The 18,928-nt window shown below is 56.3% G+C and carries 17 protein-coding genes; 14 read left to right on the top strand and 3 right to left on the bottom strand.

Annotated features, from left to right (window positions below; all coding sequences use genetic code 11):
• Positions 1-254: 254 nt before the first annotated feature.
• From AC1XYH_RS12300 to AC1XYH_RS12345, 10 genes are all read left to right on the top strand, one after another.
• The gene (locus tag AC1XYH_RS12300; RefSeq protein ID WP_483323461.1) at positions 255-1,799 is read left to right on the top strand and encodes an OpgD/OpgG family glucan biosynthesis protein; all 1,545 of its coding nucleotides are present in this window, start codon (positions 255-257) and stop codon (positions 1,797-1,799) included.
• Positions 1,800-1,808: 9 nt separating this feature from the next.
• Positions 1,809-2,057: a hypothetical protein gene (locus AC1XYH_RS12305; protein ID WP_483323462.1), complete on the top strand. Its 249-nt coding sequence runs from the start codon at positions 1,809-1,811 to the stop codon at positions 2,055-2,057.
• Positions 2,057-4,183 carry a glucans biosynthesis glucosyltransferase MdoH gene (gene mdoH, locus AC1XYH_RS12310; protein ID WP_483323463.1) on the top strand — a complete coding sequence of 709 codons (2,127 nt, stop codon included), beginning with the start codon at positions 2,057-2,059 and terminating at the stop codon, positions 4,181-4,183. The genes AC1XYH_RS12305 and mdoH overlap by 1 nt, the downstream gene beginning before the upstream one ends.
• 217 nt (positions 4,184-4,400) lie before the next feature.
• Entirely contained in the window at positions 4,401-4,730 is a 330-nt protein-coding gene (locus tag AC1XYH_RS12315; RefSeq protein ID WP_483323464.1) for a hypothetical protein, read from the top strand.
• A gap of 322 nt (positions 4,731-5,052) precedes the next feature.
• Positions 5,053-5,382: a hypothetical protein gene (locus tag AC1XYH_RS12320; protein WP_483323465.1), complete on the top strand. Its 330-nt coding sequence runs from the start codon at positions 5,053-5,055 to the stop codon at positions 5,380-5,382.
• A 195-nt stretch (positions 5,383-5,577) separates the two neighbouring features.
• Positions 5,578-6,942: a TolC family protein gene (locus AC1XYH_RS12325; RefSeq protein WP_483323466.1), complete on the top strand. Its 1,365-nt coding sequence runs from the start codon at positions 5,578-5,580 to the stop codon at positions 6,940-6,942.
• Entirely contained in the window at positions 6,939-8,111 is a 1,173-nt protein-coding gene (locus AC1XYH_RS12330; RefSeq protein ID WP_483323467.1) for an efflux RND transporter periplasmic adaptor subunit, read from the top strand. Before AC1XYH_RS12325 ends, AC1XYH_RS12330 begins: the two co-directional genes overlap by 4 nt.
• Positions 8,104-11,259: an efflux RND transporter permease subunit gene (locus AC1XYH_RS12335; RefSeq protein ID WP_483323468.1), complete on the top strand. Its 3,156-nt coding sequence runs from the start codon at positions 8,104-8,106 to the stop codon at positions 11,257-11,259. Before AC1XYH_RS12330 ends, AC1XYH_RS12335 begins: the two co-directional genes overlap by 8 nt.
• Positions 11,253-11,945, top strand: coding sequence for a response regulator transcription factor (locus AC1XYH_RS12340; protein WP_483323469.1), 693 nt, complete (start codon positions 11,253-11,255; stop codon positions 11,943-11,945). The genes AC1XYH_RS12335 and AC1XYH_RS12340 overlap by 7 nt, the downstream gene beginning before the upstream one ends.
• The gene (locus AC1XYH_RS12345) at positions 11,911-13,221 is read left to right on the top strand and encodes a sensor histidine kinase (protein WP_483323470.1); all 1,311 of its coding nucleotides are present in this window, start codon (positions 11,911-11,913) and stop codon (positions 13,219-13,221) included. The genes AC1XYH_RS12340 and AC1XYH_RS12345 overlap by 35 nt, the downstream gene beginning before the upstream one ends.
• Here AC1XYH_RS12345 and AC1XYH_RS12350 read toward each other — a convergent pair whose 3' ends face one another.
• Entirely contained in the window at positions 13,222-13,878 is a 657-nt protein-coding gene (locus tag AC1XYH_RS12350; RefSeq protein WP_483323471.1) for a YoaK family protein, read from the bottom strand.
• Positions 13,879-14,023: 145 nt separating this feature from the next.
• On the opposite strand from AC1XYH_RS12350, the gene AC1XYH_RS12355 reads away from it, so the two are divergent.
• Entirely contained in the window at positions 14,024-14,740 is a 717-nt protein-coding gene (locus tag AC1XYH_RS12355; RefSeq protein WP_483326377.1) for a YebC/PmpR family DNA-binding transcriptional regulator, read from the top strand.
• A 107-nt stretch (positions 14,741-14,847) separates the two neighbouring features.
• Here the strand turns inward: AC1XYH_RS12355 and AC1XYH_RS12360 are convergent, their stop codons facing one another.
• Together AC1XYH_RS12360 and AC1XYH_RS12365 are read right to left on the bottom strand one after the other, a co-directional pair.
• A complete protein-coding gene (locus AC1XYH_RS12360; RefSeq protein ID WP_483323472.1) occupies positions 14,848-15,930 on the bottom strand; it encodes a mechanosensitive ion channel family protein in 1,083 nt (360 codons plus the stop codon).
• 34 nt (positions 15,931-15,964) lie between these two features.
• On the bottom strand, positions 15,965-16,732 hold the full coding sequence (locus AC1XYH_RS12365; RefSeq protein ID WP_483323473.1) for a helix-turn-helix domain-containing protein: 768 nt from the start codon (positions 16,730-16,732) through the stop codon (positions 15,965-15,967).
• Between the two features lie 165 nt (positions 16,733-16,897).
• On the opposite strand from AC1XYH_RS12365, the gene AC1XYH_RS12370 reads away from it, so the two are divergent.
• The 3 genes from AC1XYH_RS12370 to AC1XYH_RS12380 all read left to right on the top strand — a co-directional run bounded on the left by AC1XYH_RS12370 (position 16,898) and on the right by AC1XYH_RS12380 (position 18,927).
• Positions 16,898-17,167 (top strand): YiaA/YiaB family inner membrane protein, encoded by a 270-nt coding sequence (locus AC1XYH_RS12370; RefSeq protein WP_483323474.1) that lies wholly within the window; start codon positions 16,898-16,900, stop codon positions 17,165-17,167.
• A 5-nt stretch (positions 17,168-17,172) separates the two neighbouring features.
• Positions 17,173-17,883, top strand: coding sequence for a PspA/IM30 family protein (locus AC1XYH_RS12375; RefSeq protein ID WP_483323475.1), 711 nt, complete (start codon positions 17,173-17,175; stop codon positions 17,881-17,883).
• Positions 17,884-18,030: 147 nt separating this feature from the next.
• Positions 18,031-18,927, top strand: a complete 897-nt coding sequence (locus tag AC1XYH_RS12380) for an MBL fold metallo-hydrolase (RefSeq protein ID WP_483323476.1) — start codon at positions 18,031-18,033, stop codon at positions 18,925-18,927.
• The last annotated feature ends 1 nt before the right edge of the window (position 18,928 follow it).

Consider the following 18,928-nt stretch of genomic DNA (forward strand, 5'->3'; position numbering starts at 1 on the left):
AATGGCTATAATGCAGCGTCGAGCCTATTGCTTGAGCACGCCATAGCAAGGTTTTCTCAGTCAGTTATTACGTATTCTCCACAAGTTGATTTGTCGCCTGCCAGCCCTTACAACAATGGTAACAATTGCGCGGACGACGATACGCTGTCGCGGGAACTGTCTCCCTGTTCTGCAGCCTATACAAGAAGCTATTGATAGCTGGCGGGAATCGCATTCCGGCTGGCCAAGACCCACTTTGCCCCAAGGAATTCAAGATGACTAAAGGGATTTCCCTCTTAACTGGCGTACTCAGTCTTTGGCTGCCCCTTCACGCCAGCGCAGCAGATTTCGATTTTTCTAGCGTGGTAGACAAGGCAAGAACGCTGGCTGCATCGCCCTACAAGTCACCCGAACCAGTTCCCAAATTTCTGCAGGAGCTGAGCTTTCATGATTATCAAGGCATCCGCTTCAAAGCGGAGAACAGCCTGTGGAACGAAAGCAATTCAGCATTCCAAGTCATGCCTGTACCGCCGGGGTTGTTCTATAAGTACCCCGTTAAAGTTCACGTAATCGATGAGCAGGGCGTACACCCCCTGAAATTCGACAAGAATCAGTTCACCTACCCCAACACTGAGGTGGAACGCTTGATCCCGGCTGACCTTGGCTACGCCGGTTTCAAACTGACGTTCCCGCTCAAGGAACCTGAGGTGCAAAGCCAGTTCCTGGTATTTGCCGGCGCGAGCTACTACCGCGCGGTTGGCGAGGACAACAACTTCGGTATCTCCGCCCGCGGCCTCGCGATGAATACAGGTCTGCCCGGCGGCGAAGAATTTCCTGACTTTGTCGAGTTTTGGCTGGAGCGGCCCACGCCGGATGCCAAAGTGATGACATTCTACGGGCTGCTTAACGGTAAAAGCCTTGCCGGCGCCTACCGCTTTACTGTCACCCCGGGCGAGAACACCGTACTGGATGTGCAATCGGTGCTATTCCCGCGCCAAGATGTGGAGCTGTTAGGCATTGCTCCGCTGACCAGCATGTTTTATTACGGCGAGAACACTATCCGCCCACGTGGCGAATGGCGCCCACAGGTACACGACTCCGATGGACTGCTGGTTCATGATGGCGCATCTGACGAGTGGTTGTGGCGCCCGCTGCGTAACCCGCAAACGCTGAACATGGATTATTTTGCGACGCAGAATGTGCGCGGTTTTGGTCTACTGCAACGCGATACCGAGTTCCGTAATTACATGGACCTGGAAGCGCATTACGACGGACGCCCAAGTGCCTGGGTCGAACCTACTGGCGACTGGGGCAAGGGCAACGTCGTCCTGGTACAGCTTCCGACGCCCGACGAAACCAACGACAACATCGTCGCTTTCTGGAAGCCGGAAGCCGCCGTTGGCAAGGGCCAGGAGCTGAAATACGATTACCAGATACAGTTTGGCGGACCTGATATTGCAAAGTCCCCCCTTGGCCAAACCGAAGCCAGCTTTCTAGGCGATGGCATGCGCATCGGCGGTGGCAACGAAGAGGGTGCGATTCGCTTGATTGTTGATTTCGCCGGCGGCCCGCTGACCGAACTCAAGGCCGACGCCGCAGTATTGGGCGACGTTAGCGTGCAACAGGATGGCGAGCTGATTGAACAGTTCGTTGAGTACGTCGAGCCTCTCAAGCGCTGGCGTCTGTCGATTCTCGCCCGTCCTGCGCCAGATCGTCCGTTGAACGTACGGGCTTTCCTGAAAGATGAAGCGCAGACGCTGACCGAGACGTGGCAGTACGAACTACCGGCGGGCACCGACTTGCTCGGCCCTGCTAAATAGGACTGCGCAATGCCACAACCCATTAGCGAACTTCTGCTGCAACGTATCCTCGCCTACTGGGCTTGGAGCGGCGTCGTGATCGACGCAGCAACTGAAGAAAAGGCACTGGCCATCACTGCACGAGCGCTGCACCAACCAGAACAGCAGCGCCTGTCGTTCAGCCTGCAAGCCCTGCTGGAGGAGCTTCCAGGGCAAACACCTGTAGCCGCCGCGTCGCCCCCTTTAAGCCGCAGCAGCATGCATTACGGTGATTATTGATGAATAATCCAGAGCCTTTGCCAGCCGAGTTGCTTACACAGCAACGCCCGCGTTGGCGGCTAGCGGCCACGGTAAGGCGCGGCCTGCTGAGCTTGGCGGTGCTACTGCAGACCCTGACAGCCACCTATTTCATATTGTCTATTTTGCCCTACCACGGCGGCAATCTAATTGAAGTTTGCATAGCCGCCGTGTTTGCTCTGTTGTTCGCGTGGATCAGCGTCGGTTTCTGGATTGGTCTAACCGGTTTCTTTTTACGCCGCATTGGTGGCGATCCACTGAGCCTGTTGCGCCAGCAGGATGAAGCAACACTAGAAGCGACGCCGCTGGCACGCACCGCCGTAGTGATGCCGATTTACCACGAACCGGTTGGTCGCAGCTTGCAAGGCCTGAAAAGCGTCGTTCTGAGTTTGCAACGCAGCGGGAAATTAGAAAATTTCGACTTCTTTATTCTCTCCGACAGCCGCGATCCCGATGTCTGGCTAGCAGAGCAAGCCGCCTGGGATAAGCTGCGTAACGAATTAGGCATGCAGGATCGTATCTTCTATCGCCGTCGACCGATCAACCTGAACTACAAAAGTGGCAACGTCGCCGACTTTCTGCGGCGCTGGGGCAGCGCTTACGAGTACATGGTGGTGCTCGACGCCGATAGCCTGATGGGCGGAGACAACCTGGTACGCATGGTGCAATTGATGCAGCGCCATCCGCAGGTGGGCATATTACAGTCGAGCCCAAGTTTGATTAACGGCCGCTCGCTGTTTGCGCGGCTGCAGCAGTTCTCCAACCAACTTTATGGCCCGTTGTTCACCACCGGACTGGCAGCGATTCAACTCGGTCATGCCGCTTTTTGGGGGCACAACGCGATTCTGCGCATTCAACCCTTTATGCAACATTGCGGCCTGCGTAAATTGCCGGGCTGGGGTCTGTTCAAGGGCCCGGTACTCAGCCATGACTTTGCCGAAGCAGCCTACATGGGACGGGCCGGCCAAGAGGTGTGGCTGGAGCCTGAGCTTAATCAAAGCTATGAAGAGTCACCGCCGACCCTTTCCGATGAGTTAACCCGCGATCGCCGCTGGGCCAAAGGCAATCTGCAGCACATCTGGTTAATGCTGTTCAGCCGTCGGCTTCGACTAGCCCACCGCATGGCCTTTATGAATGGCATCATGGGTTATGTCGCCTCACCGCTCTGGTTTAGTTTTCTCGTGCTGACGACCATCGAAGTAGCGCGTTTGGTGCTGTGGCCAATCAACTACTTTCCAGAACAAAACCAGTTATTCCCGTTATGGCCAGAGTGGCATCCGCAACGTGCCATATGGATGGTCAGTATCACCCTGACGTTGCTGTTTTTACCCAAATTTCTCGCGGTAACCGATGTACTGCTGCGTGGGCGCCGTCAGCAGTTTGGCGGTGGCTTTAAGTTGTTCTTCAGCGTGTTTCTAGAAATAGTTATCTCAGCATTGCTGGCACCTATTCGCATGCTTTCGCACTGCCGCTACGTGATGGAAGCGCTGTTTAACGTCAATTTGCGCTGGGCGGGACAAAACCGCAGCGGAGAAACCAGTTGGCTGGCAGCGGTATTGAATCAGGGCATCGGCAGCTTACTGGCACTAGCTTGGGCTGGATTCGCCTGGTGGCTGGATCCGATGTTTTTTCTCTGGTCACTGCCCGTAGCGCTACCGCTGATATTGGCTGCGCCTATCTTTGTGTTGCTGAGCAAGGTCGGCTGGGGCGAAGCTTTGCTGCGCAACCGCTGGCTGCAGATACCAGAAGAGGCCCAGGGCTCACAACTGGTCGACGACTTGAACAAACCCAGCAAGCTGCTCGAAGTAGATCAACATGCCGCGTTCAACGAGGCCATTGTGCACCCCTACACCAACCAGCTTCAGTCGCAATTGGCCCATGCCCCGCGCGCCAAACGACAACAAAGTGAACTACAGCTACTGGCACAGCGTTGCCTGCAGGAAGGGCCGGACGCCCTATCGCGCGCTGAACGCAACCTGCTCGCCAGCGATGCAACGGCATTGCGCTGGCTGCACTCGCAGGTGTGGCTGGCAGCGCCAGAGAGTATTTGGGGAAGACTCCTAAAACGCCGCATTCGCATAGCGAATACGCCAAACCAAACAGTCTAGACAATACCCAGTTCAGGTCATTGCCAAGCAAAAAGCACCTTCTCTATCATGCCATGTCATCTCGCCATCAGGCATTGATGTGTCTTCCTCTCAGACCACCTCGAGACGCGCCTTCGCAGGCGCTCTCTTAGGGTGCAGAGGCAGGTTAACCCACTATGTAGCTCGGCAAACTGCAAGGTAGATGGTGCTGCGTGCCCATGCCGCCAAGGAGACCAATATGCTCAAACGAATGCTCGCATTGTTCGCGATAACCTTCCTGTTCAGCACCTCAGCCGCCGCTTTCAACGGCTATGTCGAAGTAACCAACGATACCGGTTACGACATACATTACCTGTATGTTAGCCCTGCCCATGCTGGCGATTGGGAAGAAGACGTACTCGACGAAGACATATTGCCAGATGGGAAAACCGTGCGCGTCAGCGTGCGCAAAGCCAAAGGCTCCGTGTACGACATCCGTGCAGAAGATGAAGACGGCGACACATACACTCTTTGGGACGTAGATATTGCCAAACGTGACGTCACTTTTACTTTAGATGACATCGACTGAGCCAGCCGACTACTGAGCCGGCCAAGCCGCTTGGTAGTCACCTCTTCTACCTCGTCTTTGTAGATTGCCCTCTAGTCACGCGGTTTTAGTTTTCAAAACTCCCGGGCAAGGCCTGAGCAGCGCCCGGACAATGAATTGCACAACAAAACCGAACTTCCTATACTCCTTTGGCAACTAGCCATCATGGCTTGATGTGCCCACCCCGAATGCTCTGATAACACCCGCAAAGGTGCCTCTAGCGGCTGGGGCCGGCTAACACGTTTGTAGTTCAGTAATCTGGAAGGTAGGTGGGTCTTTCGCCCATACCGCCAAGGAGAAACGCATGATTAAACGAGTATTGGCACTGTTCGCAGTTGCTTGCGTGTTCAGCACCACAGCCGCCGCCTTTAGTGGCTACGTCGAAGTAACCAACGGTACCGGTTATGACATTCATTACCTGTATGTCAGCCCTGCCAAGGCAGGTAACTGGGAAGAAGACGTGCTTGACCAAGACGTACTTCCCGCTGGTGACACTGTGCGCGTTACCGTTAGCCAAGCCAAAGGCTCGGTTTACGACATTCGCGCCGAAGACGAAGACGGCGATACCTACACCCTCTGGAACGTAGATATTGCCAAGCACGACATCGTTTTCAGCGAAGACGATATGGACTAAGTAAGCACCTCGTCGAGCCAGTTAACTGGCTCGGCAATCATTCCCGCCAGCACGCTTCAAGCGCCATCCCCATATCTTCCCCCTAGACCTTAACTTTAACCCCGCGTTAACCCTCAAAGCATTATGCTGCAAACCATCTGATAGGCATGCCCCGCATCAACGGTATGACTGACCTTGAGTTTTGGAGCCGTTTTAGTGACAACTAATCACCCCCATCGCAGCTTGATACTCGGCCTGTGTTTAGTGCTTTCCGCGTGCGCCAGCAATGGCCTGCGGCAGGATGATTACGATCAGTTACGCGCCGATGAAGTGCAGCAATTACCCGCTTGGTCCGAGCAGACTCAAGGCAGCAACCTGACTTCACTGAATCAACTCATCGACAACACCACTCTCGATCAGCTGGTGTCGCAGGCGCTGACCAACAACCCCAGCCTGCAACAGACCCTGCTCACCCTGCAGATACGCCAGGCCGAGCAACAAAGTATCAATGGCGGCCGCTTACCAGCGCTGGAAGCCGGCTTCTCTGCCGGCGACAGCGAAGACGAAGACAGCAGCTACACCGGCTCACTCAGCGTCAGTTGGCAGGTTGATCTATGGAATCAGATTGGCGACAGCGTGACCGCTGCAGGTAAAGACGTCGCTGAACAGCAGGCGCTGTACCAAGCCGCTCGCGACACCTTAGCCGGTGAAGTGATGCGCAGTTGGCTTGGCCTGATTGCCCAGCAGCATGCGGTCGCAATTGAACAACGGCGCTTGAGCACGCTGGAGCGCAACGAAACATTCATCATGCAGCGCTATCGCAACGGTTTGGGCAGCCTAGAAGATCTCGACAGCGCCCGTAGCTCTGCCGCCAGCAGCCGCGCCACATTGAGCGCCAACAAGGAATCATTGGCCCAGCAAGAACGCGCCCTGCAAGCCATGCTGGGCAGCAGCAGGCCAATAGATGTGAGTGTGCCCGAGGGTTACCCCGGTGTGCTGACGCCCTTGGCTGAGCTGCCTGAACAAAGTTTGGAACGCCGCCCCGACCTGCAAGCCGCCTGGCTCGCTATTCAAGCCAACGATTTGCGCACCAGCGTCGCCTACAAAGACATGCTGCCAAAAATCAGCCTGCAGGCGGCTTTGCAAGACATCGCCGATTCACCTAGCCAGGCATTGTTGACTGACCCGGTCTGGTCCCTGCTCGGTCAGCTCACCGCGCCGCTGTATCAAGGCGGCCAACTGCGGGCCGCAGCAGATATCGCCGAGTTGACCACTGCACAAAGCTACCAGGCTTACCGCGACACCCTGATTACCGCGGTAACCGAGGTAGAGAACGCCTTGGGGCAGGAGCGCACATTGGCTCAGCAGCAGCAACACATCGAAACCGCACTGGAGCGCCAGCAGAACAACCTGACCCAGTATCAGCAGCGCTATCGCAACGGCACCGCTACCGTGCTGGAGCTGCTCATCGTGCAACAACAGACCTACAACCTTGAAGCGCAGCTCGACACCATCATCTACAACCGCCTTGCCAACCGAGTTGTACTCGGATTGGCACTGGGTCTGGGAGCCGACCAATGATCCGCCGCAATAAAACCACGTTGATATTTGTTGGTGCGCTGTTAGCCATAATTCTCGTTCTGGCATACAACCATTGGCGGGCGAGCGCCTATGAAGCAAGCCGCCAGACTCCTCTGGCGGGCGAGCAAGCGGTGAGCCCCAGCGTCAACGTGCTGCGCGTCGAACCCGGCCGCTACCAGGCTCAATTGATTGGTTATGGCGCAGCCAATCCGCGCTTCGAGCTGACGCTGAGCGCCCAGGTGACCGGGCAAGTACAGCAGATTGCCGATGACTTTGAGGCCGGTAACCGGGTGAAGACTGGCAATGTGTTGCTGGAACTGGAGAACAGCGAATACCGCGCGGCTCTGGCCAGCGCCGAAGAAACCCTGGCCAACGCCAAACTGGCGCTACTGCAGGAGCAACGTGAAGGGTTACAAGCCCAGACCGAATGGAGTGCCTCGGGCCTGGATGGCGAACCAGACTCCGAACTGGTGCTTCGCAAGCCCCAATTGGCAGCCGCCCAAGCCGCTTTAAAAAATGCCGAGGCCAGTGTTACCAATGCTCGACGCAATCTGGCACAAACCCGCATTACCGCTCCCTTTGACGCCTTGATCACCAGCCGCAGCGCTGCCCCCGGCAGCTACCTGCAAACCGGCAGTGAAGTCGGTAGCTTAGTCAGTACCGATCGCGTTGAGGTCGCCGTTGCCCTCTCCGCCCAAGACTGGGCCAGTCTGCCGCCGCTTGATCAAATGCGTGAAGCGCAGTGGCAGGTCACCCTGCACAACGTGGAAAACAACCAGCAGTGGCAAGCAACCGTAGTCAGAGCCGAACAGAGCCTGGATGAAACCACCCGCCAACGCGCCTTGATCGTGGCGGTTGAACAACCGCTCGAACAAGTGCCCGAGCTATTGCCTGGCACCTTTGTCGAGGTCCGTATTCCTGGCAGCGCCATTGATCACCTCTGGAAGCTGCCCAGCTCAGCACTCAGCCAGCGGGGCTACATCTGGTACATAGGCGAACAACAGACGCTGGTCAGCCTGGCGGTGCAACCGTTATTTGCCGATGCGGAAGCCATTTATGTTGCCGCACCAGTGGCGATGCAAAGCAGTGCGCAGCAGATTCTGGTTCACCCGTTAAGTAGCTACCTCGATGGTATGCCGGTCATCCCGGTGGAGGTGAGTGATGAGTAATTCAGTGAGCGGTGGCGGCATCATTGCCTGGTTCGCGCGCAACCCGGTCGCAGCCAACCTATTGATGCTGTTAGTGATTGTCCTCGGCGTGATGTCCATGGGCGACCTGCGCAAGGAGGCCTTTCCGGCCATGGAGCCGGACAGCATCAACATCGGCGTCACCTACGACAGCGGCTCAGCGACCCAGTCGGAAGAAGGCCTGGCGATCAAGATCGAAGACGCGCTGGAAGATGTCATAGGCATCAAAAGCATCACCAGTACGGCCAACGGCAGCGGCGCCAATGTCAGCGTGGAGATGCAGTCGGATTACAACCTCGACATACTGATGCGCGACGTCAAAAGCAAGGTCGACGCCATATCTAACTTCCCCAGCGAGGCGAAAAATCCGGTCATCACCAAGGCACAACGCGAGTCGGATGCGTTGTCGTTACAGCTGTATGGCGATGCCGACCGTTATACCTTGCAAACCTTGGCTGAGGCGTTGCGCTCAGACTTGTTGAGTAACCCCAACATCAGCCAGGTCAACCTCAATGGCTGGCTTGACCCGATGATGGCTATTGAGGTCAACGAGGCACGCCTGCAAGCCTATGGGCTGAGCCTTACGGATGTGCAGGAAGCGATCAACCAGAACTCCTCCAGCACCTCGACTGCGGTGCTGCGTAACGACAGCCTTTACCTACAGCTCAAAGCCTCCGAACAGGCATACCTGCAGGAAGACTTCGCCGCCCTGCCGTTGATCAACAGCACCACAGGGCGCCAATTATTGCTCGGCGATGTAGCCAGCATCCGCGACACCTACGACGATAACACCGCAGTGCTTTCACGTTTTTCCGGTCATCAAAGTATCGGCTTAGAAGTCATCAGTACGGGTCAGGACGACATCATCAACACTGTGGATGCCTCTCTTCAGATCATCCAGCAGTGGCATGACGAGGGCAAACTGCCCGAGGGTGTTGAATTGAGCAGCTGGCAGGACAGCAGCGAAAGCATCACCGACCGTCTGCGTCTGCTGGTCACCAATGCGGGTATGGGTATTTTGCTGGTCTTCGTGTTGCTGGCTTTGTTCCTGAACGTGCGGGTCGCCTTCTGGGTTGCCATGGGCTTGCCGTTTATCTTCTTCGGCACGCTGTATTTCATGGGCGAAAGTTACGCTGGCCTATCCTTGAACGAATTCACTACCTTCGGCTTCATCATGGCGCTGGGGATAGTGGTGGATGACGCTGTGGTGGTCGGCGAGAGTGTCTACGCCGTGCGCTCTGCCGAGGGCGACACGCTCGCTAATACGGTCAAGGGCACCATGCGCGTGGCCGTGCCGACGCTGTTTGGTGTATTCACTACTGTGGCGGCGTTTTACGCGCTGTCGCAAATCAGTGGCCGACTGGGCCAACTTTACGCTCAGTTCGCTACTGTGGTTGCCATCTGTCTGGTGCTGTCGGTGATCGAATCCAAGTTGATTCTGCCGGCGCACCTGGCGCATATCAGCACCCATCGTCAGCCCAGCAGCAATCGGCTAGCCCGCGGCTGGCAATGGCTTCAAAACCGCGCAGACGGCGGCCTCAACTGGGTCAACGAGCGTTGCTATCGACCGCTGATCGACTTTGCTCTGGTGCATCGCTATGCCGTCATCGTGCTGTTCATCGCGCTTTTCATACTGGTCATGTCCATGCCCTTCAACGGCACCGTGCGTATGAGCTTCTTTCCTGAGATCCCCGGAGACCGGGTGCAGGCTCAGGTCAGCATGCTCAACGACGCCAGTTACGGTCAGACCCATGCGGCGTTGAACCGACTGGAGCAGCAAGCCTTTGCTGTAGATAAGGAACTCAAGGGCGACGCAGACACGCCCAGCGGCATTGCTCACTTACAGGTTCTATCTGCCTCAGACCAACAGGGTCAGGTAACCGTGGAGCTGGCGGACGCCGCCGCCTACGACATCAGCACCTTTACCCGTCGCTGGCGAGCCATGGCTGGCAGCCCGGAGGGGGTTAAAACCATCAATGTGCAAAGCCGGCACGGCTCCATTGATGCCTTGCGCATAGAGTTGCGCGCCAACGATGACAGCATTCTCACCCAGGCCGGCAGCCAGCTAAAAACCCAGCTTGAGGCGATCCCTGCCATCAGCGGCATCAGCGACAACCTCACACCGGGACAGCCGCAGCTGCATCTAGAGCTAACCCAGCAGGGCCGCGCACTGGGTATGACGACCGATCAGTTGGCCACGCAGTTGTATCAAGCCTTCAGCGGACAAATAGTGCAGCGTTATCAGCGCAACAGCGACGAGATCGAAGTTAAGGTGCGCTACCCGGAAAGCGACCGCCAAAATCCGGCCAACGTGCTCAACTCGCGGGTTCGCACGCCGGATGGCGCAGTGGTGCCCTTGTCGAGCGTTGCGAGTGTGAGCTATGGCTTTACCCGCGACAGCATTACCCGCATTGATGGCAAGCGCGCGGTGTATCTGTCTGCTGATGTGGACAAAGAGCAGCTGTCCGCCACCGAGCTGGTAGATCGCCTGCGCAACACGCTGGTGCCCGAGCTGGAGCGCCAGTTTCCGGGCTTGGATATTCAGTTCGCCGGGGAAGCCGAGGAGCAGGCCGAGACACAGTCTTCGATGCTCAACGTGTTCCTGCTCGCCATGCTGGTGATTTACATGTTGCTGGCCATTCCGCTGCGCTCCTACATTCAGCCAATCCTGATCATGACGGCCATTCCATTCGGCGTGGTGGGCGCCATACTCGGGCATTGGTTTAACGACCTGTCGCTGGGTATTCTGTCGCTCAACGGCATCATCGCGCTCAGTGGGGTGGTCGTGAACGACAGTCTGCTGCTAGTCGCCCGTTACAACGACATCAAGCAGACTGCCGGCTCGCTCACCGAGGCGATCAGCGAGGCCTGCCGCAGCCGTCTGCGCGCGGTACTCTTAACCTCTGCCACCACCTTTGCCGGCCTGGTTCCGCTGCTGGGCGAAACCTCTCGACAGGCGCAGTTCCTGATTCCAGCGGCAGTCTCATTGGCTTATGGCATTCTCTTCGCAACAGTCATTACGCTGATCCTGATACCCTCGTTACTGCTGATTCAGGAAGATGCTAACCGCTGGATAAAGCGCCGCTTCAAGGGTTCGTCTCCTACTGAGGACACTCCCACACCATGCTAAATATTCTGTTGGTCGAGGACGATCTGGATCTTGCTGCCACGCTGGTGCAATACCTGGCGCTGGAAAACATCCGCTGTGACCACGCTAACAATGGCCTCAGCGGCCTGCAGTTGGCCCAACAACACAGCTACGACGCCCTGCTGCTGGACCTCAACTTGCCCCGACTGGACGGCCTCAGCGTGTGTCAACGCCTGCGCAACCAAGGTAACGACACACCCATATTGATGCTGACCGCACGCGATCAACTGGCCGATAAGTTGGACGGCTTCAATGCCGGCACCGATGATTTTCTGGTCAAGCCCTTCGAATTGCAGGAGCTGGTGGTACGCGTTCAGGCGCTGGCTCGCCGCCGCAGTGGTCAGGCGCGGGTGTTACGCTGCGCCGATCTAAGCATGGATTTGGCCAGCCGTCAGGCAAGCCGTGCCGGCCAGCCAATCAAGCTGTCGCCTACCGGCTGGCAGTTGCTGGAGGTACTGCTGCGCGAGTATCCGCAGACGGTCAGCCGCCATAAGCTGGAAGAAGCCGTCTGGGGTGATGAACTACCCGACAGCAATAGCCTCAAAGTACACATGTTTCACCTGCGCAAGGCGGTTAACAGCCCCTTCCCCACCGCCTTGCTACACACAGTCCCAGGTCACGGTTTCGTCTTACATGAAAGCACTCAAGAAGCGCCAGATCAGTCTTAAATGGTTCGTAGCGCTAGCGTTTCTATCGCTTGGCATCCTGCTGGTCGTGGGCTACACCATGCTATCGCTCAATTACTTCGTCAATGGCATGGACACCGCCATGGGCCGCAACATGGAAAAAGCCGCGCAAGGGTATCTTACCGACCCGACAACCGCCGCTCATCTGTTCGACGACTATCCAGTAACCAGCAGCTGGAGTGAACAACCGCAGCTGATCCAACGCGCGTTCTCCCAACCTCCCCAACAAGAAGGCGTGCTCTATAAAGAGCTGGACCAAGCCAATTTTCTAAGCCGCCCCAGCGCGGTCTATTTTGCGATGCATTTCACTACACCCGGTGGCGATCGTTATATGAGCCATCAGATCCTACCGGGCCAAGTGCCACGCCTGCTAACCCAGCATCGAGGTGGCTTCCGCACCTTATTGTGGATCAGCCTCGGCAGCGCCTTGACCCTGGGTCTGATGATCTGGTTGGTGATGCGCCGCGTCTCACGGCCAATAAGCGCCCTAGGCAACTGGGCTCGTGGCCTCAATGAGCAGACCTTGAAAGACCCTGCTCCGAATTTCAGCTACCCCGAACTTAACGACTTTGCTGAACTGGTGCGCTCCAGCCTGTCCTCCGCGCAACTCGGGCTGGAGCGCGAACATCGCTTTCTGCGTCATACCAGCCATGAACTGCGCACCCCCATCAGCGTGGTGCGTAATAACGTTGAGCTATTACACAAACTTCAGGATGCCAGCCAACAACAGGTGGACTTGCGTCAATTACAAGCCATTGAGCGCATCGACCGCGCGAGCCAGACCATGCTGCACCTAACCGAAACACTGCTATGGCTGAGCCGCGACAATATGGAGAGCTTGCCAGCCAAACCGGTTCAGCTGGATGCGCTAGTACAGGAATTGGTGGAGCAAATGCGCTACTTGCTGCGCGGCAAGGACGTGGATGTGAAACTGAAAACCGATCCTTACAGCATGCCGTTGGCAGAAGCGCCAGCGCGAATCGTGCTCGGTAACCTGATCCGCAACGCCTTTCAGCACAGCAATGATGGTGAAGTCAAAATCCTGCAGCTACACAATTGCGTGCGTGTCAGCAATACAGTGTCGCCGGTTGATGATCCAGACAAAGAAGATCTCGGCTTTGGCTTGGGCTTGCAGCTCACCACTCAATTAACCAGCAAACTCGGGTGGCGCTATAACAATCAACAAAAAGGTCAGCGCCAACTGGCCGAACTCTGGTTGCAACCCCCGCATGCAGACGCAGCTGCTCGGCTCCGCTGATTAGTTGCGCCGCAGGTAGCGGTGGTAAACCACCGCCATTACTGCAGTCAGTGCTGCCGGTAACAGCAACGCTTGAAAATGCAGGGCGGCGAATGCCAGCGCGCCAAGACTACCACCCAGAATAAAGCCGCAGATCAATAGCAGAAACAACTTGGCTTTGCGTCGATCCAGAGCCTGGCCACGTAGGCGCGCGCCTAACATCAGCCCGAGATCCGTGAACAAACCGGATACATGAGTGGTGCGGATGATAGCCCCACTGTAGGTGGTCACCATGGCATTTTGTAAGCCGCAGGCCGCTGATGCCAGGTAGTGCCCCGCCACGCTGTTATTCTGCAATGCAAACATCGCCAGCAGCAGCAACGCCGACTCAAGCAACAGTGCCACTCCATAGCGGCGACCCGGCTGCAGCGCGCTGCTGTCGATCAGAAAGCCGCTGAAGGCTGCCCCCGCGACAAAACTGAATATCACCAGTAAAAGGTGCACGCTGGAAGAGTAATCCAGTTGCGCCATACCCAGCCCCAGCAGGGTTGAGGTGCCGGTGAGGTGGGATACCGCTTGATGGCTAAATCCGAGCAGTCCCACGGCATTAACACTGCCGGCCGCAAAGGCCAGGGTGAAAGCACCGGTTTCAACCCAGGGCGGCAATCTCGAAATCATCCACTCAGCTCCCCATCAAATACCCCATCTTACTGCCAAGCCAACTACTTACGGGGCTTTCTTTGGCCAGCTGTCGCCAAGCATGGATATACAGCAGCAACTGCGGTTAGAATCGCTGTTTTTCGTCAAACAACAGGATGAAGACATGGGTCGCGCCTATCAAAACCGCAAAGAGTCCATGGCCAAGACGGCTGATGCCAAAACCAAGGTTTACAGCAAATACGCGCGTGAGATTTTCGTCACCGCTAAATCGGGCGGCTTTGACCCCGACGGTAACTTGGCATTGCGTGGCCTGATTGACCGCGCAAAGAAAGACCAGGTCCCCAGCCACGTTATCGACAAAGCCATCGACAAGGCTAAGGGCGGCGGCGGCGAAGACTTCTCCAAGGCTCAGTATGAAGGCTTTGGCCCCGGCAACTGCATGGTGATTGTCGACTGCCTGACCGACAACCCCAACCGCACCTTCGCCGATGTGCGCAACTGTTTCACCAAAACCAAAAGCAAGATCGGCACCGAAGGCAGCGTTAGCCACATGTTCGATCACTGCGCGATTCTGGCGTTCAAGGGTGATGACGAAGAAGCCACATTGGAAGCGCTCATGATGGCTGATGTTGACGTAACCGACATCGAGAACGAAGACGGTCTGATTACCGTATTCACCCCGAGCACCGAATACTTCAAAACCAAACAAGCACTCATCGATGCCTTTGGTGAAGTGGATTTTGAGGTGGATCTGATCCAGTTTCTACCGCAAATCACCACAGAAATCAGCGGTGAAGATGTGGCCATGTTCGAGAAATTCACCGACATGCTTAACGAACTGGACGACGTGCAGAATATCTACCACAACGCCGAGTTCTGAGCCTTCAGGGCGCTGCCACGCGGCGCCCCGTTAGTTTTGCGAACGCAGCCACAGCAACAAGCCCATAGCCCCGAGTGATAACAGCAGTAATATTCCGCTGTTCATTTTCATACGCTACTCCCCTTACTACCGCTGGCTTTGAGCGGTTCGTCTTCGGCCTTTTCCAGCTGTTTTCGCTCATCACGCAATTGCTCAATCTGGTCCTTCAAGCGATCCTTTTCGTCGCCGTCAGCTTGTTTCGCCTGCTGCTGCAGTACCTCCACGCTCTCAGCCAACTCGGCTTTGCGTTCTTGCAGCTGCTGCGCCAACTCGGCTTTGTCGAACAGCACCTTTTCGGCGATTTTCTCTGGCTCTACAGCTGACGCCACTGGGCGAGTGCGCGACGGCGCAGGAATAAAGCTATAGCCCGAATCCACCGGACGTTGATTCATGATGGTCGCCGACATGATTTCGATGCCGGCGCCATGCAACTGATCCAGAATCGCTTTATGCAAATTAGAGCGAGCAGTGATCAGGCCTTTGGCCTCCGGCAATACGCCCGAAACCCGGTAGGTAATAGCAAAGTTGCCCAGCTCGAGTATTTGCACAAAGGCATCATCCAGCTTGCTGCTTTCTGCGGCTTTTATCAGCAGCGGCTCAACTTGCGCATGATGCACATCGTAGCCCAGCGACAGCGACGCCGAAACCAATGCGCCAGAGCTGCGCAGTGCCGACACCGGGTTGGTGGTCAAGTAGGTATTAGGTAAAGCAATCAGCTCACCGGTTTCAGACTGAATTTCGGTATCAAACAACCCCCGCTCAGCCACCCTGCCAAAGTGCTTGCCGACAGAAATAAAGTCACCAATGACAAAGGGCTTGGTAATGCGCAAAAGGATACCCGACGCCAGATTGGCGAAGATATTGCTGGAAGAAAAAGCGAACACACCCGAGATCAGCAAACCCAGCAGCGCGATAATCTGATTGCGCGACCCTTCGTTGACCGGCAGCGCCAGCACCACCGCGACCACACCCACCAGCGTCAATCCGAGCATCACCAGCTGGCGGGAAAACAGCTTTTCGTTACCCAAACCACCATGCCGAAGAATCAGCAGATAGTTTGCCCCCCACAGCGCTAGGCCAACCACCAGCAGAGTTTCTAGCAGCGGCAGTATATTAGCGAACGCATCCCTCACCTCGAGCAAAAAACCCACAGTCACGTCATCCTTTTATCAGAGCAAAATCAGCTCATGCACCGGCATGGCCTGGGTAAAACTTCTGAGCATCGGCACGCCGATATTGCTGGAATACTGCCACTTCCCAGGGGCGAATAGCGAGGATCATGCTTACGCCGTAGCGTTGTTCTAGCGGCATCGCTAGATCCTCCTGGTGACTGTGACGGAACTCCTGCGCCAGACGCCGCAGCTTCTTCTGGATCGCTTCATTGCTGCGCGGCGACAGCATACCGTTGAGAAACAAGCGTAACTCACCCGGTCGATTGAAGTGACATTGAAAGAAGTCAGCCTGCACCTGGGATTCAAAAAAGCGTTGGATAGGGCCATTTTTCTGCCAATTGAAATCGTGGGTAATCAGCGGCTTAATACGGTTGGCCGGCAAGAGCTCAATCAAGCCCATACGATCCAACCGCACCAACTTGCTAATGGCCTCAGGTTCGGTCAATGCGTAGTTCTCAAGTATCTGAGCCAGACTCCAGCGGTTTAACGCGCAGATGGCGACCAGCAACAACTTGCTGTCTGAAACCAGCTCCTGCTCCTGCGCAGGAGCCAATGCATCAATGCGCATCTCTTGCTCCAACCGCCGCACCAGATCACTAATCTCAACGCCCAACAACCCACAGACTCGATCCAGCCGTTGCAGCGAGAACTGCCGCTCGGCAAACAGGCGCTTGACGCTCGCCTCGGACAACCCCAGCGCCTGCGCCACCTGCAAGTAGGTCACGCCTTGCTCCTTGAGCAGTTTTTTCAACACATCGATGATTGCAGTGGTCTGCGCCATGCTCAAAAGCTCCCTAGCCAACACAAAAAAGTATTACCCAGTAATACCCATAGCTTTCACGATTGCAACTTTTGCTATTTAGCTCGCCATTCAGTATCAACTTGCGCACATTGCGCCTCAGCGGCGACCAACCTGCCGCACACATTCAATGCGAGGTAGCAAACAATGGAAAACGACATCAACAGTAACTCCAGCGGTTGGATATTCTTCGTCAAGGTGTCCTTCGCAGTCGCCCTGCTGGCCACCGGTGCCGGGGTGATCTTTGCCCCGACTGATCTGCTAGTGAAGGGCTACATGGCGGTCTGCGCACTTTTTCTCGTGAGCACCACCATCACGCTCTCAAAAACCATGCGCGATGAGCACGAGGGCAAACGCATCTACAACCGCATTTCCGACGCCCGCGCCCAGCAACTACTCAAAGAATATACGGAGTAATCGATATGACTATTTGGCGAAAAGTAGGCACTTTATTCCGCGCCGGCGCACAGGAACCCTTGGAACATTTAGTGGATGCCAATGCCTTGCGCATCATGGAGCAAGAGCTGCGCGACACCGATCAAGCCATGCTGCGCGCCAAACGCGAGTTGGCTTGCCTGATGGCAACCGGCAAGGAGCTGCAACGCAGCAATCAGCAGCTCGCTGAAGAACTGGCGCAACGGGAACAACAAGCCGCGCAAGCTTTGGTTAAAGGCGAAGCAGGTTTGGCTTACGAGCTGGCCGAATGGATTGCCGCACACGAAAACCAGCTGCTACAGCAAAGCCAGCAGGCCGAGCATTTGGCCCGCCAGGAGGCGAGTCTGCGCCAGCAGCTACGTGACGCCGCGCGCAGCCAGCAACAATATCGCCGTGAGTGGCAGCTGGCCCGCGCTAACCGTAACGCAGAGCAGGTGGTACGTAACCTTGGCGGGCATACTCAAGGCCTACACGCGCAATTGGGCGATCTGGCCAGTTCATTAGAGCGTATCCGCCAGCAACAACACCGCTTCGGCGATATCGACAACGCCCTGCGCGAGTTACAACAGGAAGACGATGGCAGCGCTATGGATAATCGACTACAACGAGCCGGAATCTGCTCTGGCAAGAGCAATGCGGATCAAGTGCTAGCCCGACTACGCGGGCAATCCGTTGGCGCGCCAAGCACGACACCTTGACGCTACCCCGGATTACACTGAGCACAAACGAGGGAAAGGTTGAACGCCTTTCCCTCAACAATTTATTCAATAACACCACGAAAAGTATATTTAACCTATGCTTACTCGGCTGCCACAGTGCCCCTTCACCCAATAGGAACGGCACCCATGACCCAACCGATAAAGTATTTTATCCTGCTTGCAGTGCTGTTAATCAGCACTGCACAGGCAAACGAGCTGCCAGATCAGCTGCGCATATCATTGTTGATTACCGCGCAATCGGCTGGCTCGCCAGAGGCTTTCACTGTCAGCGGTGGACGCTGGGGTACCGAGCGCCATCTGGTTCATGCTGCGTTACTGGTCGAGCATCCGCAGGGGCGCTTTCTGTTTGATACTGGTTTAGGCCGCGATATCGACAGCGCCTTTGCCGCGAATAACTGGATCAACCGCAAGCTGCTGGCCTACGAAGAGCTGAATCCCGCACTGGATCAGCTTGAGCAGGCCGGCTACCAAGCCAGTGACATTGATTTCATCATCCCTAGCCACCTGCATTGGGATCACTTGGGTGGCTTACCTGATTTCCCAACCACAACCGTCAAGGTGCTACCTCGCGGGCTAGAAGAAGCTCGCGAGCATGGCCAACGTCCGGCGTTCTTGCCTGAACATCTGGCAGGCCCACGGCAATGGCAAGACTTGCAGCTGAGTGATACGCCCTATCAGGGTTTCGACCGCAGCCTCGATCTGTTTGCTGATCAGCGCCTGATACTGGTTGATTTGAGTGGCCACACCGCGGGCCAGGTTGGCCTGTTCATCAACCTCGACTCGGGAAAACGTCTGTTCTTTATTGGCGATACCGCCTGGACCTTGCGCGGTGTAGAGCACAACCGCTCGCGGCCGCAGTTCGTGCAATGGATAGCCCACGTGGATTCCGACCGCGAAGCCAACGCCCAGGTGCTGCAACAGATTCATCAGCTAAGCGAAGAGCAGCCGGAGCTGTTGATAGTCCCCGCGCACGACGAGCTGGTGGCACAGCAGCTGGCCCACTTCCCTGACTTCGAGGACTAAA

The organism is Pseudomonas sp. GW-45, assembly GCF_056896675.1.